Genomic DNA, 25,716 nt, shown 5'->3' with positions numbered 1-25,716 from the left:
ACTACTTTAAATATATAAGTCAAATATAAGTAGATTTTTTTTAAATATTTATATAATTTAACCTCTGGTTCTTGCCTTTCACTTTGAATATTTCTTTGTTTTTACTCTATTTTTTTTATAATTATAAACTGTTGGTGAGCTAAAAATATTAACCTCATAATTTTGATTAAACAGTTTAAATGTCTTAATAAATACAAATATAAGAAAAATAAGTATGATAAAAAGTATAAAAGCCAAATAATAACTACTTTTTTTAAATCCATTAATTTTTATATTTTCTTTTAAATCTTGCTCAAAATTTATTTTATTTATTTTTTTTAAAGATAAATTTTGTAAATTTAAAACTGCTGGCAAATCAAGATTATATTGATTAGGAAACATCTCGTAGTATAAATATTCAATGCTTTTAGAAAAATTTAGATAATCTTTTTTAATCATTTTATTTAAATTTGAATTTATGCTTTTAATATTTTCTAATCTCATATTAATATTGAAGAGATTTAGAAAAAAACAATTAGTTAAATAGACTTCAATAAAATCATACATATAATATTTTCTATGACTTTCAAATATACTTCCTTCTAAAAAACCCTTATTCCATGAAAAATCATCATAAATATTTCAAAATTCATATTTTGAAAAAATAGATGTATTTAAAAAATTCTCAAATACTCTAAGATATAAAATGTTAGTTATTGGATCAGTCTCTGTTGGATTATTTGAATAATTAATTAAATAATAATAGAATAGCATTTTTAAAAAAACTTCTAGTGTTTCATATTCCTCTTTCGAATCTCCATAGAAATTAATTCCGTTATTTGTGAAGTAAATCCCATTTATAAAATCATAGGTTAATAAATGCTCATTGCGAATTTTATAATTAGATTTTAAAGATAATTTAATAATTTCTAATTTATCTCTTCAATTTTCTTCTAAAATTGAATCAAAAATAAATTTAAATTTTAAACTACTTTCTTTATTATTAATTGAATTAATCCAAATTAAATTAATACCCTCTTTAGAAGCCATTTCTTTTGCGATCTTTTCTTCGTTTACTTCACAGGTTGCTTTTAATTTTTCCTCTTTAATGAATACATTAACTTTAGAATCACATGAGATTTTTAAAAAGTCACTATATAAATTAAATATCTCCTCTTGATTTCATTTATTAGCTTCTAAGTATGGAATATCATAATATAAATTATTATTTGTCATATATGAAAAATTAACTAATTCTTCTGCTGTTATTTGCTTTTCTTCAATTTGATTAAAACTATTAGTATATTTTAACTTTACAACTTCATTATTGCTTAAAGTTAATTGAGCAAATAATAAAATAGCTATATTAATGCATAGTATAAAGCTTAAAAATAATTGCATAATAATATTTTTATAAGTAAATATTAAATAACATATTAAATGAACCAAAATGGTTAGCATTAAGATTAAAGCGGTTTGAAATAAAACAATTGCCATAAAGTCCAATTTATTATTTAATCACCACAAATTTGTTATAAAAAATATACATGAGTATAAAAAGATATAAAAAGAAAATTTTAATGTAGTAATCAGTGATGTAAGCAATATTGTTAATAATTTCTTATTAGCAATACTTTGCAACACTGAATTTTTATTAAACTTTATGTAGATAATAAGCGATTATGTCCCAAAATACAAGATTTATCTAATAAATAGATCTTGTATTTTTTCTTTTTCTATCAAAAAAATATCAGTTAGTTGCTTTCCAAGGAGAGTCAATTTTGGGTACTTTAGTAGTTTTAAATTCTTCATTAGATAGTGTTTTAATATTTCCATGTAAGCGTTCATCTTCAACTTGAATAAGATTGTAAATGTCATTTCCAATTAATGCATAATGTTTTTTATTTATTGTTTCCATAATCATTACTTTTAATTTTGGTTTAAAGTAAATTGGAGTATAACCCTTACATATAAATCACTTATCTTTTTTAAAACTAATACTATGACCATTATCAATAATTCTTTCACTTCGATAAGAGAAAACAATATCTTCATCTTGATCAAACTTTCTAGTTACTGATTCTAATTGGTCTAAAGGTATTGAAAAATCTTGATTGTATTCTTGAATAAGATAGGGTAAATAATCATTTAACTGATCAATATTTTTTAAATCTAAGAGTCTAATTATTTGAGGTCATCTTCTTTGTAATGTTCCAAAAGTTCTTTCAACTAATGCTTTTTCTTGGGGAATTGAAGTTGTTTTTGTATTTACTCCTAAAGAGTGAAAAATAAATTGTAATTGTGTATTTGAAACACTATCACCAAAGTGATCACGATTATTTTTACTACTAAAAACATTTCGATTATCACTAACATTTAATTTTGGTAAACCATAATGTTTAAAGGCTTTTTTATAGATATTATAATAACTTTCAGTAGTTTCTTGTTCGCTGAAATAGCCTGCCAAAATTCTTTTACTAGCTTTATCAATTACAATATGCAAATGACATTTTAAATTTTTAATTCACTGATGATTTGAAGCATCAGTTTCAAATATCTCTCCAAATTTTACAATTTTCTTTTGCGTAGGATGGGGTTTGCTTGTTATAATTGATTTTGAAAGATACTCGCTTGTTAAATTTTCTTGGTTTCCGGCCTTTAAATTTTTACGAATATCTTTTTTTGTTTTTCTGTTAAGAGTCTCAATTAAAATATTTTCTTCTATTAATATGTGCCTAATTGCAGAGTAACTTATTTTCTTTTTTCAAGTTAGTTCTCAATAATGTTTAATACTAAAGTCATAATACTTTGTTTGAAATAGTTCAATTATTTCATCTTTAAATAACTGTGAAATTTTATTTATAGGTATTTTATTTGTATTTTTATGAATAAAAGCTTTTGCTCCAATTTCTTGATATTCTTTAAGTTTTCTTCTTGTGTGTCTAACACTATAACCTAATTTAAAGGCTGTATTTTTAATAGAGTCTTTTCTTAAAGATAATTGTTTAATTAATCTTAGTTGTTCTTGTTTCATGGTATTTAATAGTAGTCCTTTCATAAAACCTCCATTTATTGATTATAAAGGAGGACAAAGTCGCTTGTTAATATGTAGGGACATAATCGCTTATTACTCATATTGCAACACTAAATTTTTATTAAACTTTAATATATCAAAGGAAATTAATGGTATAATAAAAAGCAAGATAAAAAACATTGAGTAGTTTAATAAAATTTTTTTGTAATCAAAAAATTATAATTTTCATTATAATTTTCATTGTTTAATAAAATAAATGCTAACTTGATTAAATTAACTATAAAAATATAAATAATTAAAATTAAAATTAATTTAAGTCATAGACTGAAATTTTTTATTTCCCTTATAAAAAAACTTTTCACATTAAATACTCTTATCTTTCCTTTATTTTTAAAAAAATAATAATTTTATACTTCTTCTAAATTAATAATTAGCGGAAATCTATATTCCTCTTGATAACCCTCTACAGTATCAAAACTAAGATCATATAATGGTGACTTTTTCAAAAAACCTAACTCAAGTTTATCATAGTTTCTATCATTCCCTGCTTTAACTTCATAAGAGGTTTTCTTTAAATAATCCATCTTAGATTCTTTTATATTAAAAGAATTAATTTGTTCTTCTAAAATTAAGCATTTTGAGTATAGTCAGCCTCTCAAAATTAAATAAATATTACGTTGTTTATTTTCAATTTCAAGATACTCATCAAATTTCATTCCCTTTAATATATATCTCTCCATCTTTATAAAAATCAACATTTTCCTTATTATTTTTTAGAGCAAGTTCCTTAAAATCTATTATAATTTCTTACATTATTTTGTCTATATTTTCATTTATATAACCAAATATAAAATCAAACATTATAGTAGTAAAGTAAACAGTAATAGGGTTTTCTCCATTTTTATCATATACTTCATGATTAAATCTATAGTATTTTTGATAAGGTACCCCTGCAGTAAATCAATTCTCATAGAAATTTAGAAAGGGCTTTTTTGTATATATTATTGTATCATTGTAATCTTTAATAGCGTTATCTGCATAAGCATACTTAGAAAGAGAAATATATGAAAGAAGTTCATAATTTCATTGATTATCAATTGTTGAATCACCATACATTTTTCCATCAATTTGTTTAAACTCGTCTTCTTTTAAGTTTATTTCTTTTTTTCATTCAATGTCTTCAGGATTATTTGGATTAGTATAAGCGTTAAATTTAAAAGTGTCAGAAACGATTTTAATTTCATCTCCATTTATTTCATAATGCAATTCACCTAAATTTTTAATAGCATCTTCTTTTACTCAATCTGTTTTTTCTTTAATTTCAGGAGGTTTTGTATCCCCACAAGCAACAACATTAATACTTGCTGATGCCACTAACCCAAATGCTGATAATATTGTTAATAATTTTTTCATAATTAATTTTCTCCTTTTATATCTAAATAAACTTTATTTGATAATTGTTTAATATTTGTGTTTGTATCTCAATAGTAGTTTCTTTTAACTCCCTTGATTGTTGTTGTATAAATGTAGTAGCTTACTCATTTTTCTTCAATACCTCCAATTAATGAAATCTGATTCTCATAAATTGCTTTTGCACTATTGTAATCTTTAAAGTACATCATATTGCCATTACTTGCTTTAAATTTATAAACTGAATACAAACCATCAGTTATTAAATTATTCATATCAATAAACTGATCTTTATAATTTACTAACTCATCTTTATGAACTAATTTATAATCCAAAGAGATTTGTTTTTTTAACTCCTGCGCTGCAGCTTCTTTTGTATCTTGGAAAATTTGTTTTTCCTTCCCATTAATATCATACACAAGATATGACTTTCTTAGAATTCCTAAATTATTATTAAAGACAATATCTTCTGTACTGTTCCTTTTTTTCGGAAACCTATATTTTATAACTAACTCTATTATTATTATAAAAATATTGATACATTTTCAAATTATAAATATATTCATTTACAACATTGTATTTATAACCTTCCTTGATCGCTTCTCTTTTAAGAGTACTTCAAAAACCTTCAATATATCCATTGTCCGTTGATCTACCAATTCTAGACATACTTAAGCCAAAATCAAATCACATTGTAGCTAAGCGATATTGATAAGATTTAAATTCTGAGCCATTATCAGAGTGAATAATTGAGTTTGGTTTAAATGTTCCAAATTCATTAACCATATTAAAAAATGACTCTAATACTAATTTCATACCTTTAATATTTTTAGTTACCAAACCATAAACTTTTTTAGTGTTTACATGATAAAAGGCGCAAGTGTATAGTTTGCATCCTGCTATTATTTTCTCGGTAATATCAACAGAGAAAATATCTCCATAATTTTTCAAATCTGTTTGATATTTAAATAATCTAGGATACTTACCATTTTTTTCTGGAGTAACTGATTTATTCTTTTGTATTTTATAGTTATTAGGTTTTAACTTTAAAAACTTCATTATTCGCAAAACTTTTTTATGACTACAATTTAGATCTAAATACTTCATTAATCTTCTAGAACCATAGATTTTAACTTCATTTTTATAAACATCATTAATTCTCAAAACCAAACCTCAATTAATTGCCTTAATTTTTGGTTTACCTTTTGATAATCAATCATAGTAAGTACTTTTTGCTAAATCAATTATTCTACAAAGTCTTCTAATTGCAATATTTGGGTATTTAATTGTAAAGTTATAAACTACTTTTGATTTAAATGTATTTAACTCTCACTTATTTACTTCTTTCTATCAATCATTTCTCTTAATTCTTTAAACATTTCATCTCTTAATTTTAAGTCTTCACTCTCTCTTTTTGATTTTTTAAGCTCTCTTTTTAAATTTATAATCTCCTCATTATTGGCTTTAAAGGATTTTTTAAATCCACTTCTTCCATTTTCGTCATAAATTTTTATTCAGTTTTTCAATCTTGATTTATCAATTCCTACTGCTTTTGAATACTGTGCTAATAACAAATTAGATTTGTAAAAATTTAATACTAATTCAATTTTTTGATTGATTGAATACTTAGTCAAAATAAAACCTCTCTTCGTTCACAAATATTTTATATCAATATATAAAGTATTTTTAAAATGTGTCCGAAAAAAGGTTACACTACAAAGACAATATCTTCAGCCTTTTGTTTAGTTTCTGCCAAATTATTACCCAAAGGATCTGAGTAAATATTAATTTTATTATTTTCATGATTTACTCTATTGTAAGAATAATATCTAGGAATTAATTCAATCCCTGGCTTATTTTTTGTATTCTCTAATGGAACAAAGTAATTTTTTCAAGTATCTACATTCTCTGTAAATGCTTTTCCTTGTCAAGTAAAAGTAGCTCTATTGTTTTGATCAATAATAGCTGTATTTTTAAATGAATCCTCAAATAATTTTTTTGTATTTAAATATGAATAATTAAAAAGTTTTATTCCGTTTTGTTGCTCTTTAAAAGCTCCATATAAGTAGTCATTTTTAATAATCTTATTACCATCTAGAGATGATTCAAATATATTTTGGTATAGTTGATCAAATATTGAAGAGTATAGATCATTTTTTATTTCTGTTGAATAACTACTTACTTTTTCTCATTGAGATAAATCTATATTATTATTATTATTACTTCTATCATCTAAGATTTTTAATCATTTTATATTCATATTCAAATCACTGCTCAAATAATTTCATAATTTATCACTACTATTTTCTGAACTCAATTTAACTTTTGTATTTTGTGGTGTATTTAAAATTTCATATTTTGCTTTATGAGGATTTGAAGATCATATTTTATTACATTTAGATGGATCAGGTACATCCAATGATATTTTAAAATCCTTGCTACTAGTAAATGTGTAATTTGTTTTACTTCCCTTTGCATTATTACATCCAGCTCAATTCTTAGAGGGATCAGCTTCTCATGAAGATAGATTACTAAGTCTATCAATAACTGTCTTATAATTTAAATTTGAAGCTGCAGCTCCTTTTAAAACAATTGTTAAATCATTATAGCCAAGTATTTTACCATTTACTATAACAGGTTCTCCTGGAATTATTTCTCCCTTTTTTTTATCTTTAAAGTTTTGTCTTATTGTAAAAGCTTCATCATGTGAGTTATTGACAGGTCTTGTAAGTTTGATTGTATATTGGTTTTCTTCAACTTTTATTATATCATCTACTCTTTTATTATTTTCCATATGAGCTTTTAAGTTATCAAAGAAATAACTTACAAAATCTTTTTCATTAAAACTAAACGCTTTTTTGAAGGGTTCTAATACTGTTGGATCACTAATCAATGATTCATCTAGCACCTCATAGCGATAACCAGTTGTGAATAAGTTGAATAAAGCATCCATATCATTTTTATTAAAGGCATTATAATATTTTCCATTGTAGAAATAGAATAATGAGTGACCTACTTGAAATTCACTCTTTTTAAATTCTCTTTCTGCTTCAAAAGTAGACTCGTATCATTGTTGTCCATCATATGAATACATTGGAACAAATAACCCTTTATTTGCAAAACTATCATAGGTTCTCTCAATTTGACTGTTAAGTATTTCTCCTGTTACTGGATCTTTTATCGATTTAACACAACCTACTACTAAATCATTTTCACAGTTAGGTAAAACTGCTTTACCTAAAGCATTTTTATAAACTTTTACCATATCTTTTGAGTTATTATTATAGATTTTTGATCCATCTAATTCATTTGTTGCATAGTTTTTAATAATTTTATTTGGATTACTTACTGTTTGTTCTACAGTAATTGGAGACTTTTGTAAATGTTCATTTAATATAGTGTTTTTATCTCTATATATTTTATCTTGATATTTATATTCATATTCTGATTTTATTAGTTTTGAATTTTTTAAAATATCTTCTTCTAAGTATTTTAATTCTAATTTTGAGTCACTTTTTAAATCTAAATTATTATTAATACCTAAAGTAGCTGATGTAGATAAACTTAAAGTTGATAATGAAATTAGTAGTTTTCCAAGCATAAATTTTTACCCCCTTGCTTACATTTATTTCCTTTATATTTGTATTTAAATATTCAATAAATAGTACTTTATTTTCAAAAATAATATTGTGGAAAATGTATTTCTCTACTGTGGTTTCAATAGTTGTACTTTTATAATTTAATAATTTCATAATTGCATAAGTTGCATTTACTTTATCTTTGTAAAAATAGTCCATTCCATATAAATTAAATGTATAGATTGGTTTTTCGAACTTAGATAAATCATATAGATCATCAAAGCTAGTCTCTTTAGATAAATCACTTGAACTTACTAATTTCATTTCTAAATCTTTGATTTGATTATCAATAAATAGAAGCATTTCCTCATAATCTTTTGTATAAAAACTTGAGTTAGAATTAGCTCCTGTTCCAAAATTATAATAATGATATCTAGTTAAATTATTTGGGTCTTTTAATTTTTCTTCCATTGCTTCAAGGGCATCACGAACGTTTGAATGAATTCCTCCAAAGTGATCTGAGTATGCAGAATAATTTACTTTATTTTCTGTTAAAGTTTTATTAGTTAAATATTCTATTAACTCTTTTTTATCACTAAGTTGAGTTCCAGGAAAATAATCACTTTCATATATTACATTATTTGATTCAATCATTTTGTCAATTAATATTCTAATTAAATAATCATTTGCAGTTTCTTTTGATGAGAAACTTCTATTACCTAATTGGTATACTTCATTATCTCTTGGTTTCTTAATTGAAAAAACTTTAAAAATCTCTTCCGGATTAAATTTTACTTTTTCTCATTGTCAAGCAGTAATTGAGTAACTCAATTTTTGTTTAGTATCAGGGATAATTAATTCATATACTAAAGTTTTTTGTAAACTAATACTATTAATAAAATCAAATATATCTCCAATGATTGGCACAGCACTTACTGCCTTTTGAACAGCCTTATTCAATTCATTTGTAAGTTGAGTAGCTATTTGAGTTGCATGTTTTATAAGTAATTTTTCTGTTTCATCTATTGCTTTTAACATTAAATTTTGAGTAAAAGAATTACTTAATGCTTCATTTAGTGAATTAATATTTTTTTGAATCACACTTGTATTTTCAATATAATTTAATTTTTCAAAAAAATCATTTTTCTCAATAAGGAAATCTAAAGCCATTAGTACATTATTTTTTCCTAAGGAATCCACAAACACTTTCCACTCTTTTATTTCACTTGTTATATTTACAATTACTTCATACATTAATTCATTTAATAAATCTGAGTCCTTTACTGAAATTTGAGAAAATCTAAAAGTATCTGCAATTTGATATAAATAAATTACTGCTTTTTGTATGAACTCAATTGTTGTTAAACTATTAATCTCAGATAGAATATATTCAGACTCTGAAACTAGTTCATATTTTTCTACTAAATTTGAAAATTGCTTGTATGTAGATTTATCACTGAAACAGTTAAAGATTGATTCTGCACTTATTTTTCCATTGCTTGGAAAGCAATAATCTAACTTGTTGAAGTCTTTGTCATTCTTAACATTTGTTCTAAACTTTTCTAAAAGATTAACACTAGACATTAAGGTATCACTCATTAAACTTTGAGTAATATCCATTAAGTTTTTACTTGTTTTACTTGCCAATGTTCAATTCTTTTCATCATAGAAATATGTATTAAGATCTGATTGAGAAGTTATTACTTTGTCACCAGTAAATTGACCACCTTTGTTTCCTTTTGTTTCAATAAGGAATTTACCTGGAGATTTTGAATACTTTTGGATTCTATTTTTATCTTCAGTTGAAGGATTAAATGAGTTTTTTGTGTATAAATCAGAATCCTTTATTTTTTGATTATTATACAGATAGGTAGTTCTAATTGAGTTGGCAATCTCACGCTCTACTTCCTTTTTATTATAGCTAGCAGAACCAATTGTAAATAGCTCTTCTTTTTCTATTCCACCTTGTTCAGAATTATTAATAAAATTTTTATAATAGTGTTCCTTTGCTTCACTAATATTATTATAAAATTTATCTTCAACATAAAAGTTTGATTGAATTTTATTATAATATGTTTTTTCTACAATCTCTTTTGCTTTAATAGCATCTTGCTCATAAACAACTTTGCCATCTGCATCTTTATAAACATAAATCTCATCATTTTTATTTTTTACAACAGTTGAAGATAATTGATTCATTCCATCAATTACAAAATCATCAATATTTTTATTTGTTTTTAATTCCTTTATTGGATAATTTGAGTCAATATATTCTAAAACATCTTCACTAGAGTTATGTTTTGATTCACCAAGAAAAATCTCTGAAAAATAGTCACTTTCAGAACTAATCTGTAAACCGTTATCTAAATCTAAATAATAGTTTATGGCATCTTCTCTTGATTCAAATGTTTCTCCAAATAACTCAAATTGCTTTTTATCTTTATTTAATTCAGGCTCTTTTGTTAAAGAACCGCTATTACATGATACTACTGCTATAGTTGGTGTTATTAATAATCCCCAAACTACATATCACTTTTATAAGTCTATTCATTTTCTTTTCTTATGTCCCTTACTCTTATTGGTTTTCCTTATATACCTAAAAATATTTTAGCATACCAAATTCTTTTTTTATTAATATTTTTTAAAATTTTAATAAAAAGTGAAATTTTTTCCAATAATAATTCATTTTAAATCTATCTTAAAGTAAAAAAATCCCATATAAATGTTTTACATGGAATTTCTAGATAATAATTACAAGATTATTTATTTAGTTTTTAAAAAAAATAGCACTATAATTTATTAAAGATTTTTATAAAGTGCTTTTTTAAGCATACTATTTTTTTACAGTAGACCAACTAATATACAAAAGTTAAAAGTAGCAATTAAGTCTTTTGTTATTTCAGCCACTCAATTAGCAGGTAATAGACCTTTTAATGTTGCCATTAAGAATCACTCATAATAGCTATTCTTATCTATAATAGGTTCACCTCTTCTTCTGTTTCACAATTTTCTGAATAAATTAATCCATAATTACCCCTTGTGCCAAACTAAATATAATATCCATATCTTTGAGAATTGAATAATCCAGAAGTTAAATCAAAGATCTTTGCTTTTGAAGAAAGTTTATAATTAAATATTGGATATTAATTTATAAAAAGAGATGTATTTGAGCAGTGAACTATATTATTGAATAAAGATAGAATAAGAAAGAAATATTTAAAATGTTAACTTTAGAGTTTAATGAATCAGGATTAAGTTGATTAACAATATTAAAAAGTGGGAAAGTTTTAAAAATGCTTATAATAAAATTTGTAAATATACAAACTAATAATGGAATCAGTTTCACATTCTAAGTTAAATCCCTAGTATATTTAGTTAATATTTCAAAGTATTTTAAAGAAACTGATCCTTGTGTAAAATCCATAGTATTCCTTCTAATTGATACTCTATACTTTTAATTGGTAATTAAACATATATTTTATTTTAGTAATACCAATGCTATAATGTTAATTTTTAAAAAATATAAAAAAGTCCTCTTATGGACTTTAAACATACTTATTAAATTTAATATTATTATTGAAATGTTATTCAAAAAACAAAATAATATTTGATGTAAAAGTTTCTTCTTCATATCTAATAGATTCACTAGTTACTGTTATTTTTGCCTCGTATTTAGTTTTTTGTTCATCTGTTGGTTTTACCTTCGAAACAGAAATACCTTTTTGTAGTTCTTCTGTATCTAGTCCTCTAGAAGTAAAAATGTAATTTAATATAAATTCTTCATTAATTTCTGTATTTTGGTCTACTTTAATATTCATATCCTTAATTGCAGAACTTAATTTTGATTTAAAAGTAATGGGTCCAGTAGAACAAGAAACACTTAAAACTGGTGTACTTGAAATTAAAAGTACTGCTGATAAAAATGTAAGTATTTTCTTCATAATTATATTATCTCCTTATTATTTTTCATTATAAGTTGCTTGTATTGCAATTGCGCCCGCAAATGTTGTATTACATAATCCAAGACAAAAGAAACTTTTTGTTTTTGCAAGTGTAATTTTTTTCCTGATATATTTTTATATCTTATTTCTCCTCTTATGCCCTTAAAAATATTGTAAACTCCTTTTAAATTTAATTTACTTTTTTTATGTGAGACACCTGTAGTCGCAACAAGATTTAAATCAGTCATTATTAATGGTTCATTTAATATTTCAAATCATGCAAAGCCTATTTGGGTTATTCAATCCAACATTATTGGACCACTTGCAATTGCTTCATAACCAATTATAGAAACATTTGTTTTGTCCTTATCATCATAAAGACTTTTTGCAAATGAAAATGTTTGACTTGTTTGCAAGTTTGATTCTGCTCCAGCAAATCATTGAAAATAATTTAATATTGGTATTATTTGGTTTCTAATTTGTAACCATTTTCTAAAGTTTTAATACCTTCTCTTAAATATAATTTATCTATTTTATTTGTGTTTCATTATGAAAATTTTCACTATTATGACTTTGAAAAATAGTATGACCACCTTCAAAATTTCTTTGTATATTAATATTAGACGATTCTAAATTATAAAAATTTACCTGTGTTGCTGGTATTAATGTTGAAACAAATAGAGAAGAAATTAATAAAATTGATTTTAGCATATATTTTCCTCTTTATAAAATTGTATTAATCATTTATATTAATAATTAAATTTATAATTTATATATTGCTAAAATTTTTTTATAAGATTATCTACATCCTTTCATAAATATTTTAATACCTTTTATATTAAAAAACAATAATAGCTTTCAATAAAAAAATGTAAAACTCCTTTTTTCGAACACCTCTATTTTATAATCTTCCTTAATTACTTCGCTTTTAAGAGTACTTCAAAAACCTTCAATATATTCATTGTCTATTGATCTGCCTATTCTAGATATACCTAAATCAAAGCGAGATCACATTTTAGCTAAGTGATATTGATAAGATATAAATTATGAAAGCTTATCAGATTGAATAATTAAGATTGACTTAAATATTCCAAATTCATTAACCACATTAAAAAATGACTCTAATACTAGTTTCATACCTCTAATATTTTTAATTACCAAATAATAAATTCTTTTATGGTTTACATTATAAAAAGCGCAAGTATATAGTTTGCACCCTTCTATTATTTTCTCTGTAATTCTATAGAAAAAATATCCGCAAATTTTTTTAAATCTGTTTTATATTTAAATAATCTATGATTTTTCCATTTTTGGCTTTAAAGGACTTTTTAAATACCCCTCTTCAATTCTCATTATAAATTTTTATTCAGTTTTTGAAACTTGAATTATTAATTCATACTACTTTTGAATTTTGTGCTAATAACAAATTGGATTTATAAAAATTTAGTCTAATTCAGTTTTTTGATTTATTAAATACTTAGTCAAAATAAAAGCTCTCCTCGTTCACAAATACTTTATATTAATATATAAAGTATTTTTAAAGTATTTCCGAAAAGTAAAATTTTTTCTAATAAGAATTAATTTTTAAAGTTCCTTGTTTTAAAGCAAAAAAATCCCATATAAATTTTTTACATGGGATTTCTAGATAAGAATTACAAGCTTATTTATTTAGTTTTCTAAGAATAAATAATAATACAATTTACTTAATTTATTAGAAGTTTTATAGAAGGTTTTTTTAAATAATTCTAATTTTTTTTACATTAAACCAACTAATATAAAAAGTTAATATATATAACGAGCTTAATAAAAGAAAAACTAACAATGGATGTCATCATATAAAAGTTGTAAAAAAGACAAGACTTGTAGATAAAGAAGCAAAATTAATAACCCCACTTAGTAATAGCAATCCTAATAAAAAACCAATAGAGAACATAAATAATATAACTCCATTATATACATTGAATATTTGATTAATTATATAAAAGTTTGAGTAACCCATTATCTTCATACCATTTATAAACTCTTTATTATCAGTAATTATTAAAGTTGTAGCCAACATTAATATAATAAAAGTTATTATTAATAAAATAATAATAAATATATATATTGAGAAGTTAAGAGTAGCAATTAAGTCCTTTGTTATTTCAGTCACTGAATTAACAGGTAATAGACCTTTTAATGTTACAATTGAGAATCCCTCATAATAGTTATTCTTATCTATAATAGGTTCACATTCTTCTTCTGTTTCACAATTTTCTGGATAAATTAATCCATAACTACCCCTTGTTCCAAATTGACTATAATCTCCATATCTTTGAGAATTTGATAATCCAGAAGTTAAATCAAAGATCTCTGCTTTTGAAGAGAGTTTATAATTAAATATTGGATATTGATTTATAAAAAAGTCATACATATTTTTTCATTTCTCATTTTTATTTCTATTAGCTTTAAATTCTTTATAACTAATATTTTTAAGTTTATTTTTCAACTCCTCATCATTAAATTGTTCAAAAGTATATATCTCTTCAACATGAGCTCATTCAGGAATAAAGAAATTATTAAAGTTAAATTCCTCTACCTTATCATAGCCAATAATTTCATTTGCATTGTCATTTGTTATTCAAGCCTTTGGTGTACCATAACTTTTTTCAATACCCACAATTTTAAATTTTTTATTACTTTTATAAATATTATTTGTTATTTGTAACTCATTGTCTGTAACTCTTTTATGAATTGGTGGCTGGTTAGAAGCTCCTACAGCTCCACCGTTTGTTATTGCAAAATCTACTCCACCTATCTTGGCTGAATTAAAACTAACAGGTATACCTAAACTTGTATCTGAAAAATTTCTATAGTCTGACATAGATTTTGGAGCAGAATAATAACTTCTACTTGACTGGGTTCTAAAATCTTTGAAAGGACTTTTTGATCATCCCATCTCTAAATCATTTATACCAATATCACTATACTTGTTATTAATATATTTTTCTAATTTTTCAATGTATATATTGATATCAATAACATTACCTTCTTTAATTTTTAAATTTTCAGAAAGAGCCTTATTAATTATTAGAGGATAATAGAAATTTGAATCATTAAATAATTGATTATTAATAACTTTATTTTTTTTATTTTTAAGTAAATTTAATTTTGATTTTTCATTTACTCCATAAATATTGAAATCTTGATCTTTATAATTTGCCTTAAAGTACGTTCCTAACTCATCAATTTTTTTATCATAGGGTACTAAACTATTACTTACATTATAATTTTCATTTAACTCAATTGACTTAATTATTTTTTGTTGAATAAAGTATGGAGAATTTGTATAAGTTAATAATAATATTCCCATACCTAATCTTCATTCAAACACTGAGGTAAATCACAATGTAAGATTATTATTTAATCTAATAATGTCATGATTTTCTCAATCACTTATTGATGAGGGCTTTAGATTTTTTACATCTACTAACTTATCATTATATGTAAAATTAAAATCAGCTACTTCTGAGTTTTTTATTTCATAAAAGTCATTGTAATCTTTACTTATTTTCCAATATTTATCATAATTAGAAAAATAATCACCTTTATAAATTGTTTCCTTCTTTAAAATCTTATTAATTTCTTTTATGTTAATTTGATTATTTACTATTATTTTTGAGTTATATTTTAATGGTAATCCTCCAATATATTTTTTATAAAAATTTAGAAGCAAATTATTATAACTTAACAGTTGCTCTCTTCCAGGATTCTTATTTTTTAAAACTACTAATTCTTGTTTAAAATTATCATAATCTTTTCATTGAGAATAAATATTTTTAATAGTTTGCTTTGAACCTATACTTCCTATTAATCCTGAAGAGTCAATCTCTGCATTATCCAAATCCAATAAAAAACTCGTAGAAAGATTTTTTCAATTTAATCAACTAAATTCAGCTCATGCTGTATTATTTTTTTGAGCAATATCATATGAATAATACTCTGAATGTATATCAGAGTTTAAAATATTTTCAGTAACTTTATTTCAGTTAATAGTTTTTTTATCTTCTAAAAGAGGATACGCTGTACTTACTTTATCTTTACTTTTTGATCCCACATATTGATCTATTATTTTATTTTTAAAATCAAATCCTCATTCCTCATCTTTAAAATTTGGATTATAGGTTTTATAAAAACTTAAAGGATTATTTGGTAAAGGGCTAGTATACTCAACCTTATTTTTATAATAAATATTTGAGAATACTGATTCATAATTTCTTTTAACTTGTTTTGGAATAACTATTGTTGCAGTTGTTAGTGTAGAACACAATAACATAGCAGCTGCTATTCCTGTTATTTTTGTTAATGAAGATAAGAAAAGAGCAGATCTTAATTTTTTATTAAATTTAGAACTCTTATATAATTTTTTATATTGTCTTGCTAAGTAAGATATCTTTAAGGTTTTAACACCATTATTTAAATAAATAATTCCTTTATTAAAAACTGTAAAAGAGATTATTTTTATTATAAAAATAAATATTAATATAAAGAAAATAAAAATAGTAAGAAAAACTAAAGGTAAATAATTAAAATTTTTAAAGCTAAAATTAAAAAAACCTGAGAAAATATTAAGCACTAGTATTTCTAAAGAGTAAAAAAATATTAATGAGAAAATAAAACCTACTAAAATTGAAAAAAGTATATTTGCCAAATAATTAATAATTATATTTTTATTTTTATATCCCATAGACTTCAAATAACCAATTTCATTTAATGAACTTTCAAAATCTTTCTTTGTTACTAAATAAATTATAAATAAACAAATTGAAAAAATTAAAGTCAGTAAAAGACTTGAAAATATATTAAATAATAGAATTACCTTGTTAGGTCCATTTACACGTGAATAACTTCTAGAATTTTTGTCATTATTATTATAAAAATAAGTTGAGTTATTGCTTAAATTTCCATACTCTTTATATTTTTTATTTATGGAATCTAAATCTCAGTTACCATCTCTATTATTAAATTTAATAGAAAAATATGAACTACCATCATATTCAGAAGTTAAAGATATTAAAGAGTTTGAAGAGTTATATATTTTCATATTTCTTTCTTCATATTTATCATCACCATATTTTACATTAAATTTGTAATCACTAAATCCCATATTTCTATAATCTAAATATACAATAGCTTCTTTGTTCATATTTGGTAAGAATGACATATCACCAAATATTGGATATGCAAAATCTGCAGAACTACCAAATCCAATTACTTGGTATCAGTTTAATCCATAATATTGATTAAGCTCAAGTAAATCTTCAATATCTGTTGTATTTGAAATATCTAAAGCAACATTTTGATTTTCTTTAACAAGAAGAGAGTCTCCATATTCATCTGGGTGTAATCTAATAACTTCTCCAATTTTAATATTATTTTCCTTGGCAAACTGCTTATTTATTATTACCTCTCTTTTAGATTTTTGATATGAGTTAGAAAAACCTCTACCTTTATCAATTACTAGACAATCTATACAGTTATTGCTAATTGAATGAGTTTTTGATAATACCTTTAGCTTTAATATTTCATCTTGATTTTTAATATTATTAATATTTCACTCTTCCGTCTTACTTCATTCAAAGTTATTTTCTAAAGCTAATCTATTTAAAATATATTGTTGATACAATTCTTGATTTTCAGGAAGATTATCTTTTTCATCTTTTGAAGGATTTATTAGACGATAACTTTTATCAACTTCCATTACACTATCTCTTACATTACTAATTTTTTTAAATTCATTGTAACCTCAAAGGACTTTTAAGTTAACAGAGAAAATTGAAAAAAGAATAAAGAAAGTCAAAAAAAGTAAAAAAGAAACAGCAATAACTGAAATAGAGTTGTTTCTAATTTTTCTTATTGAGTTTTTAAAAAATAATATTTTTGTTTTCATTTTTAGCCCTTAAAAAAATTTATAAAATAAGTATTTATAAATTTTTAAATAAGGTTGTTATTTTTTATATTTATAAATAGATTTACTTTTAATTAAATAATTATAAAAATTATAACATATTTATCAATATCTTTATTTATAATTTTTTTACTATTGCCTATCCAATCGTTACTTCTTCTTCTAAGTAACTAAAGTTCTGTTTATTTTTAGGTTTTACAAAAGCTAATAATGTATTAGAGATTCCCAATTGCCCTACAAACATTGTCATTACTAACATTATTTTACTTATTACACCTAACTGAATAATTTGTTCATTAGGGAATGGTTGAAATCCAACTGTACCAAAAGCACTACATACATACATTATCAATTTAATAATTGTAGCTTCTGTATTTTGAGTTTCATCTGTTCTAAATAGCATTTTATTACTATCCAAATAAACAATAAATATACTTGTTGTTACAATAAAAAATGAAATAAATACTACAGCAAAGGCTCTTTTAACAGTCTCATCTGGTATTTTTCTTTTAAATACTTCAACTGATTTTTTATTTCTCATAATAGAAAATATTGCTAATACACAGATCGCAAAAGTTGTTGTTCTGATTCCCCCAGCAGTAGACGATGGTGCAGCTCCAATAAACATTCAAATGGATAATAAGTATTTACTTCCAGCAGTAAAACTATTAACATCCACTGTTGCAAAACCAGCATTTCTAGTTGAAGAGACATTAAAAATTAAATCCATCATTCAAACATGAGTAGGTTTCCAAGCCCCACCATCAGATACTCATTTATGAGAAATGCTAATTTTTTCATTTCCCAATAGCCTATAAGTTTCTTCATAATGACCACTTAATAATATTTGACTTTCTTCAACAGTAAGATACTCTGTTAAAAAAACTAATATGGGTCCTAATATAAATAAAGTTATATAAGTTATAAAATTTAGTTTTGTGAATAAAGAGAATTTAACTTTTTTTCCTTGTTTTCTTGCTTTAATTTTTTTCTTAATATCATGATATGTTGGATATCCTAATCCTCCTATTACCCATTGACATAGGAAAGTAATTTGAATTAAATAAGCTTGTGAACTTCCTTGATTATAAGGAAGTAGTGAGTTACCACTTACAATATCAAAACCGGCATTATTTGTTGCACTTATTGAATGAAATATTGCAAATCAAAGTGACTTTCCAAAATCATTATAAGGATTTGTAACAGTTGATGGATCTAATTTATGAGTTCCTTCAAGTGAAATCGGAGTGAAATAAAATCCAAAAAATAAAACTATTGACCCTACTAACTCTAATATTAATAAAAATACAAAGGCATCTTTTATCATTTCCACAGTATTTGATAAACTATTATTTCCTCTTTCCTTTTGAGCAATATTTTGATCATCTAAAGAAATTTTTCTTCCTATCATTACTAAAAGAGTAATTTTAATTGTAAGAATTCCAATTCCTCCAATTTGACACATTATTATTATTAATAATTGGCCTAAAAATGAATAACCTGTATTTGTTTGTACCATAGTTATTCCTGTATCAGATATAGCACTTGAAGCTGTAAACATTCCCGTAATGAAATTTCAGTGATTTTTTGAATCAACAACAACTCCAGGAATTGAAAGTAAAAAACCCCCTAATATGATAGAAAGTAAATAAGCCAAAATTATTTTCCCACTTATTCTAGAAAAAGGTAATCAGTTTTTTAACTTATGAAAGAACTTTTCATTCTTATTTTCTACACTTTTTTTTACTTCTGTCTTTTTTTTATTAGATTTACTTTTAACAATATCTTTCTCATCATTTGAAGAATTTTTCATAAAAATAGCCTCTTTTTAAATCTATATTAAATTATACATTAAAGATTAAAAGAGTTGTATAATTAATAAGTTAGAAAGTTGGAGTAAATATGGCTAGAAAAAAAAGTTTTGCTATATTTGGGGCAAACTACTTTGGTCTATCAGTGGCACAAACGCTAGATGAAAGAAAACAATTAATAAAGATTTTTGACTATGATGAAGAAAGATTAAATTTATATATTAATCAATTTGAGTCAGTTGAGGGAGTTGTATTAGATGCAACAAATAAAAATGCTTTAGAAAAAAATGGTATTTCTCAATATGATGGAGTTATAGTATGTTTTGGTGGAAATATGGAATCAAGTATTTTAACAGTTTTAAATCTAATAGATTTAGGTGTTGAAAATATTATTGTTAAAGCAAGAGATGAACGACATAAAAGAATCTTATTAGCTCTTGGGCTTGAAGAAGACAAAGTTATTATTCCTGATGTTATTACAGGAAAAATGGTTGCAACAAAATCATTATTTGATATTGAAAGTGAAGTTCAATCAATTGACAATGAGTATGTTTTTACAAGCATTACTGTTTATGAAGAAGAAATTATTGATAAATCAATCTTTGATGCTGGTTTAGTTTCTAATAAGGACTTTAATATTATTCAAATAAAAAGAAATGGTAAAACTATTTTACCTGATGAATATACAATTCTTAAAGAAGGAGATATTCTTGGAGTATATGCAAAGAATAATGTTGTAAATGATCTAGTTTTAAAAATTAGAGGAGAACAAGAAATAGAAGAATAAAAAGGTTAACCTTAAAATATGGTTAACCTTTTTTATAATTTTTCTTTAATTTTTTTAATTATTATTTCTGATGCTATTGTAGGATTTACATTACCACCAGTATCTTTCATAAGTTGACCCATGATTGTTTTCTCAACTCTCTCTGGTCTTTGTTCATATTGTTCTTTTATTAAATTTAAATTTTGCTTAATAATAGGATCTAAAAATTTTTCAATTTCACTTATATTTGAAATTAGTTTAAGATTATTTTCCTCTACTATATCTATAATTTCTTTATTAGTTTCAAATGCTATTGGCAATATTGTTTTAACATGCTTTGAGGAAATCATTCCCTCATCTAATAATTTTATTATTTGATTAATATCTTGTGGCTTTAATTTTGATTGAGATAACTCAATTCCATCTTTATTTAATAAAGCTTTAATATCAGTTAATAAATAATTTGCAATTTTTTTAGGTTCAGAACCTAATAGAATTGTTTCTTCAAAAAACTTTACTAATGCTAAGTCAGACAAGATGTAATTAACATCTTCAATAGAAAGATTATAGTTTTCAATATATTTTTTTCTCTTCTGTGATGCTAACTCTGGAGAATTTCTAATAACTTCTTCAATTCAATTTTTATCTAATTTGATTGGGAAAATATTTGGTTCTCTAAAATATTTATAATCAATTGCATTCGATTTTTTTCTCATTAAGACAGTCTCTTGTATTGTCTCATCAAATCTTCTTGTTTCTTGATCAACAATCCCTCCAGATAACAATATTTTTGATTGTCTTTTTATTTCAAACTCAATTGATTTTTTTACATTATTTAAAGAGTTTAAATTTTTAATCTCCACTTTTGAACCTAAATGCTCATAACCATAAGGTCTTAGTGAAATATTTATATCACATCTTAAAGACCCTTCATTCATTTTTACATCACTTACTCCTAAAAATAATAATAACTCTCTCAATTGATTTACATATTCAACAGCTTCAAAGGCACTTCTAATTAGAGGTTTTGAAACAATCTCAATTAGACCCACACCACTTCTATTAAAATCAATATATGTTAATTGATCTTTATGTGTCTGTTTTGCAGTATCTTCTTCAATGTGGAGTCTTTCAATTTCAATAACTTTCTTTTCTCCATTCTCTAAATTAATACTAATTTTTCCTTCTTTTCCAATAGGAAAAAAATGTTGTGTAATTTGATAACCTTTGACAAGGTCAGGATAAAAATAATTTTTTCTATCAAATCTTAAAAGAGGATCTATTTGCATATTTAAAGCATTACAAGTAAGTAAAGCTAATCGCACACCTTCTTTATTTACTGATGGTAAAGTACCAGGATAACCCATATCAATTTCTGATACTTGTGAATTGGGAGTTTCTCCATAACTTACTGGACCTAAACCAAACATTTTTGATTTAGTTTTTAACTCAATATGATTTTCAATTCCTATAACTACTTCAAAGTTATTCATTTGAATCACCTACTTGTCTAAAGTTTTTTTCAATTATATTTTCCAAGTATTTTGCTGCCTGCAGTACTTTTAAATCTTCTTTAGGTTTTGCATTTAAATTAATTCCTATTGGCATATTTTCTTGCGAAACAAAAGGTATTGTAATTGAAGGCATACCATTAAAATTTGCAAGAATCAAAATATCTTCAGCAAAAACAAATTCCCCTTCACCTTTTTGTTCTACATCAACACCATAAACTTGGTCAACTGTTGGTGCTGGTTCAAAAGTTGGAGGCAGTATTAATATATCAACTTTTTCATATAGTTTTTCTAATGCCTCTACAATAAGTCTTCTAACTTTTTTTGATTTAGCTAAAAGTATCTCTTGATTTTCTGATTTTAATTGATAACTTCCAATTAAAAATCTTCTCTTAACAGTCTCTCCAAAACCTTCGGTTCTAGAATTTTTTATAATCTCTTTATAGTTATTTCCTTTAGCTCTTAATCCAAATTTAATTCCATCTAAGTTATAATTCGAAGATACTCCCTCAGCAAAAGAAATCATCATATATGCTGCAGGTATTGCTTCAAGTAATTTCTTATCAAAGTCCAACTCAATAACTTCATGACCATCCGCTTTTAAAATATCATATAACTTAAGATAATCTTTTAGAAGTTGACCCTTTAAAAATTTATTGACATTTTTTATATAACCAAATTTTATTTTTTTATTAAAATTATTAATATTTTTTACAAACTCTTGTCTATTATCAATTGAAGTAAAATCTCTTTCATCTTTCCCATAAGTTGCCTCACATAAATATGTTAAATCTTCAACATTGTTTGTGAAAAAACCTAAATGATCTAAACTAGGAGCATAAGGAATTGCTCCATATCTTGAAATAGAACCATAAGTTGGTTTGAAACCAACTATACCTGTTAAACTAGCTGGTTTTCTAATAGAGTCACCTGTATCTCCTCCAGTAGCAAATGGCACAATTCCCTTTGCAACTGCATAAGCACTTCCACTTGAACTTCCCCCAGCAATTCTATTTTTATCATGAGGATTTCTAACTTCACCATTAAATGAGAATAAACCAGTTCCACCCATTGATAATTCATCCAATGCAGCTTTTCCTATTAGAATAGAGTTTGCGTCATTAAAGCATTCAGCAATTCTTGCATCATATGATGGGATATAATTAGATAAAATTTTTGAACCTGCAGTTGTTAAAATATTTTTTGTTGTAATATTGTCTTTATGAATAAAAGGAATTCCACTTAAAATATTTTCTTTGTCTATTTTATTTTCTATTTCCTGAGCTTTTTCCATTGCTTCTTTTTCACATAAAGTGATTAAAAAATTACTATCTCAATCAGCTTTTGATGAATCTAAAACACTCTTAATTAAGTCAGTAGTTTTTAACTCTTTATTTACTAATTGATCATGTAATTTCTTTAATGTAGTTTTTTTAAAATTCATATTATTTAACCACCTTTACAACTGTTATGAAATCCTCAAAAGTGCTAGGAGCATTTTTAAGAATTTCATCTTTTGATAAAGATTTTGTTTCTTCATCTTCTCTCAAGTCCTTTATAAAAATATCAAAGGGGTAATGAAGTTCTTCAACATTATCAGTATTAACTAGTAAAACTTTTTCAAATTTTTTTAATATACTATTTTCATATTTTAAAATATTTTGTAATTCTTTTTCTGATAAATCTAACATAGCATCATCTTGAAGCTCTTTTAATAATTCTAAATTAATTGTCATGTTTATTCTCCTATCATTTCTAAAAAATCTTCTTCTGATAAAATATTAATTCCTAACTTTTGAGCTTTTTCTAGTTTACTTCCAGCCTCATTGCCTGCTAATAAAAAATCAGTTTTTTTACTTACTGTATCAATAACTTTTGCACCATACTCTTCAAGTAAATCTTTGAAATAATTTCTTGGTCTGCTCAATGTCCCTGTTATAACAAAGCTTTTCAATGTTATTTTATCATTATTTTTAGTTCCTTCATTACCCAAATATTGCATATTAATTTTAAGTTTTTTTAGCTCTTTAATTAATTCTCTATTTTGTTTAATTTCAAATCAATCACAAACTGATTTAGCCACTATTGGCCCAACATCATTAACTTGTTCTAATTGATCAAAAGTTATTGAAGATATCATATCTATGTTTTTAAAATTAAGTGATAAAGTTTTTGCAGTTTTTTTACCAACATGTCTAATTCCTAAACCAAAAAATAATTTTTCTAAGGAATTTGTTTTTGAAACCTCTATTGACTCTAGCAAATTATTAACAGATTTTTCACCCATCTTATCTAGTTCTATTAATTGATCTTTATACTTATGTAATTTATAAATATCAGAAACTGTATTAACAAATTTATTATTAAAAAGTTTCTCAATAATTTTTATACTTAGTCCTTCAATATTCATAGCATCTCTTGAAACAAAGTGTTCCAATCCTCTAACAATTTTTCTCGGACATTGAGAGTTTATACAGTATTGATCAACTTCACCATCTACTCTTTCTAGTATTGAGTAACATTGTGGGCAGTTTTTTTCTTCACTTCATTTTTTTAAAGTCTTATAATTATCATCTTGTATTGGTGAAATGACTTCTGGAATTATATCACCAGCTTTTTTTACTTTTACTTCTCCACCAATTCTAATATCTCGTTGAATAATAAAATCTGCATTATGAAGAGTTGCTGCTTGTACTGTTGTTCCTGCAATTTGAACAGGTTCCAAAGAAGCATTATATGTAATTCTTCCTGTTCTTCCAACAGTTGCAAAAATATTTTTTAACTTAGTTTGCTTAGTTTCAGCAGGGAACTTAAAAGCTATAGCTCACTTTGGAGACTTTGCAGTATAACCTACTTTTTCATATAGATCAAAATCATTTATTTTAACTACAACACCATCTATTTCATATTGTAATTTTTCTCTTTGTGAAAGAATAAATTGAATATGACTATATACATCTTCAATGGTGTTACAGATTTTACCCAAACTATTTATTTTAAAATTCATTGTTTCTAAATAATTTAAAGAATCACTGTGAGTATGAAATTTTTCTCTATCCATAAAGTAATACAAGAATGCATCAAGTTTTCTTGAAGCAGCAATGCTTGAATCAAGTTGTCTTAAAGTTCCCGCTGCAGCATTTCTTGGATTTGCAAAAATCTCTTCATTATTTAATAATCTTTGCTTGTTTAATTTTTCAAATTCATTTTTGGATAAAAAAACTTCCCCTCTAATTTCTACATAATCATTTTTATCTGATATTGAAAGTGGAATACTTTTTATTGTTTTTACATTTGAAGTAACATCCTCACCATAAATTCCATCACCTCTAGTAACACCTTTGAATAGATTTCCATTTTTATATATTAATGAAATTGATAATCCATCTATTTTAGGCTCTACAAAAAAATTATATTTTTTATTTTCAATCTCTTTTATGATTTGATCATTGAAATTTTCCAAATCATCTTTATTAAAGGCATTAGCCAAACTTAACATTGGTTGTTTATGTTTATATTTCTCAAACTTATCTATAACAATTCCCCCAACCTTTTGTGTAGGAGAATCTGGTGTAATTAGTTCAGGATATTGTGTTTCTAATTTTATTAATTCATTTAAGCTTTTGTCATATTCTGAGTCATCCACTAAAGGCTTATCCAATACGTAATAAGCGTGACCTCACTTATTTAAATTATTTTTTAATTGTCCAATTTTTTCTAAAACTTCTTTCATTAAAAT

19 protein-coding genes are annotated in these 25,716 nt (G+C 24.2%); 1 reads left to right on the top strand and 18 read right to left on the bottom strand.

What is annotated here, in order from left to right; genetic code table 4:
• Window positions 1-57: 57 nt before the first annotated feature.
• The 14 genes from AAHM99_RS04510 to AAHM99_RS04445 all read right to left on the bottom strand — a co-directional run bounded on the left by AAHM99_RS04510 (window position 58) and on the right by AAHM99_RS04445 (window position 19,702).
• A complete protein-coding gene (locus tag AAHM99_RS04510; protein WP_342275507.1) occupies window positions 58-1,476 on the bottom strand; it encodes a hypothetical protein in 1,419 nt (472 codons plus the stop codon).
• 208 nt (window positions 1,477-1,684) lie between these two features.
• Complete coding sequence (locus AAHM99_RS04505) at window positions 1,685-3,037, bottom strand: hypothetical protein (RefSeq protein WP_342275506.1); 1,353 nt, start codon at window positions 3,035-3,037, stop codon at window positions 1,685-1,687.
• 383 nt (window positions 3,038-3,420) lie between these two features.
• Entirely contained in the window at window positions 3,421-3,753 is a 333-nt protein-coding gene (locus tag AAHM99_RS04500; protein ID WP_342275505.1) for a hypothetical protein, read from the bottom strand.
• A gap of 67 nt (window positions 3,754-3,820) precedes the next feature.
• Window positions 3,821-4,426, bottom strand: a complete 606-nt coding sequence (locus tag AAHM99_RS04495; RefSeq protein ID WP_342275504.1) for a lipoprotein — start codon at window positions 4,424-4,426, stop codon at window positions 3,821-3,823.
• Between the two features lie 2 nt (window positions 4,427-4,428).
• The gene (locus tag AAHM99_RS04490) at window positions 4,429-4,842 is read right to left on the bottom strand and encodes a hypothetical protein (RefSeq protein ID WP_342275503.1); all 414 of its coding nucleotides are present in this window, start codon (window positions 4,840-4,842) and stop codon (window positions 4,429-4,431) included.
• A 76-nt stretch (window positions 4,843-4,918) separates the two neighbouring features.
• Window positions 4,919-5,482, bottom strand: coding sequence for a DDE-type integrase/transposase/recombinase (locus AAHM99_RS04485; protein WP_342274793.1), 564 nt, complete (start codon window positions 5,480-5,482; stop codon window positions 4,919-4,921).
• A gap of 278 nt (window positions 5,483-5,760) precedes the next feature.
• Complete coding sequence (locus AAHM99_RS04480) at window positions 5,761-6,057, bottom strand: transposase (protein ID WP_342274802.1); 297 nt, start codon at window positions 6,055-6,057, stop codon at window positions 5,761-5,763.
• Window positions 6,058-6,131: 74 nt separating this feature from the next.
• Window positions 6,132-8,024, bottom strand: coding sequence for a hypothetical protein (locus AAHM99_RS04475; protein WP_342275502.1), 1,893 nt, complete (start codon window positions 8,022-8,024; stop codon window positions 6,132-6,134).
• Entirely contained in the window at window positions 7,957-10,200 is a 2,244-nt protein-coding gene (locus AAHM99_RS04470; RefSeq protein ID WP_342275501.1) for a hypothetical protein, read from the bottom strand. Before AAHM99_RS04470 ends, AAHM99_RS04475 begins: the two co-directional genes overlap by 68 nt.
• Window positions 10,201-11,585: 1,385 nt before the next feature.
• Entirely contained in the window at window positions 11,586-11,942 is a 357-nt protein-coding gene (locus AAHM99_RS04465) for a hypothetical protein (RefSeq protein WP_342275500.1), read from the bottom strand.
• Window positions 11,943-11,944: 2 nt separating this feature from the next.
• Entirely contained in the window at window positions 11,945-12,358 is a 414-nt protein-coding gene (locus AAHM99_RS04460; protein ID WP_342275499.1) for a hypothetical protein, read from the bottom strand.
• 112 nt (window positions 12,359-12,470) lie between these two features.
• Complete coding sequence (locus AAHM99_RS04455) at window positions 12,471-12,653, bottom strand: hypothetical protein (protein ID WP_342275498.1); 183 nt, start codon at window positions 12,651-12,653, stop codon at window positions 12,471-12,473.
• A gap of 1,024 nt (window positions 12,654-13,677) precedes the next feature.
• Window positions 13,678-17,871 carry an FtsX-like permease family protein gene (locus tag AAHM99_RS04450; protein ID WP_342275497.1) on the bottom strand — a complete coding sequence of 1,398 codons (4,194 nt, stop codon included), beginning with the start codon at window positions 17,869-17,871 and terminating at the stop codon, window positions 13,678-13,680.
• A gap of 157 nt (window positions 17,872-18,028) precedes the next feature.
• Window positions 18,029-19,702 (bottom strand): TrkH family potassium uptake protein, encoded by a 1,674-nt coding sequence (locus AAHM99_RS04445; RefSeq protein WP_342275496.1) that lies wholly within the window; start codon window positions 19,700-19,702, stop codon window positions 18,029-18,031.
• Window positions 19,703-19,791: 89 nt separating this feature from the next.
• Here AAHM99_RS04445 and AAHM99_RS04440 point away from each other — a divergent pair, with 89 nt between their 5' ends.
• Window positions 19,792-20,487, top strand: coding sequence for a potassium channel family protein (locus AAHM99_RS04440; protein WP_342275495.1), 696 nt, complete (start codon window positions 19,792-19,794; stop codon window positions 20,485-20,487).
• 32 nt (window positions 20,488-20,519) lie between these two features.
• On the opposite strand, the gene gatB is transcribed toward AAHM99_RS04440, so the two are convergent.
• Genes gatB through ligA form a run of 4 tightly spaced genes read right to left on the bottom strand, consistent with a single transcriptional unit; the run spans window position 20,520 to window position 25,710 of the window.
• Window positions 20,520-21,959 (bottom strand): Asp-tRNA(Asn)/Glu-tRNA(Gln) amidotransferase subunit GatB, encoded by a 1,440-nt coding sequence (gatB, locus tag AAHM99_RS04435; protein ID WP_342275494.1) that lies wholly within the window; start codon window positions 21,957-21,959, stop codon window positions 20,520-20,522.
• Window positions 21,952-23,421: an amidase family protein gene (locus AAHM99_RS04430; protein ID WP_342275493.1), complete on the bottom strand. Its 1,470-nt coding sequence runs from the start codon at window positions 23,419-23,421 to the stop codon at window positions 21,952-21,954. The genes gatB and AAHM99_RS04430 overlap by 8 nt, the downstream gene beginning before the upstream one ends.
• A gap of 1 nt (window position 23,422) precedes the next feature.
• Window positions 23,423-23,713 carry an Asp-tRNA(Asn)/Glu-tRNA(Gln) amidotransferase subunit GatC gene (gene gatC / locus AAHM99_RS04425; protein ID WP_342275492.1) on the bottom strand — a complete coding sequence of 97 codons (291 nt, stop codon included), beginning with the start codon at window positions 23,711-23,713 and terminating at the stop codon, window positions 23,423-23,425.
• A 2-nt stretch (window positions 23,714-23,715) separates the two neighbouring features.
• Entirely contained in the window at window positions 23,716-25,710 is a 1,995-nt protein-coding gene (gene ligA, locus AAHM99_RS04420) for an NAD-dependent DNA ligase LigA (RefSeq protein ID WP_342275491.1), read from the bottom strand.
• Window positions 25,711-25,716: the final 6 nt, after the last annotated feature.

Source organism: Spiroplasma endosymbiont of Cantharis lateralis (genome assembly GCF_964030855.1).
Lineage (GTDB): Bacteria > Bacillota_I > Bacilli_A > Mycoplasmatales > Mycoplasmataceae > Spiroplasma_A.
The sequence above is the reverse complement of the archived record's forward strand: the minus strand, read 5'-3'. Positions and strand labels throughout refer to the sequence as shown.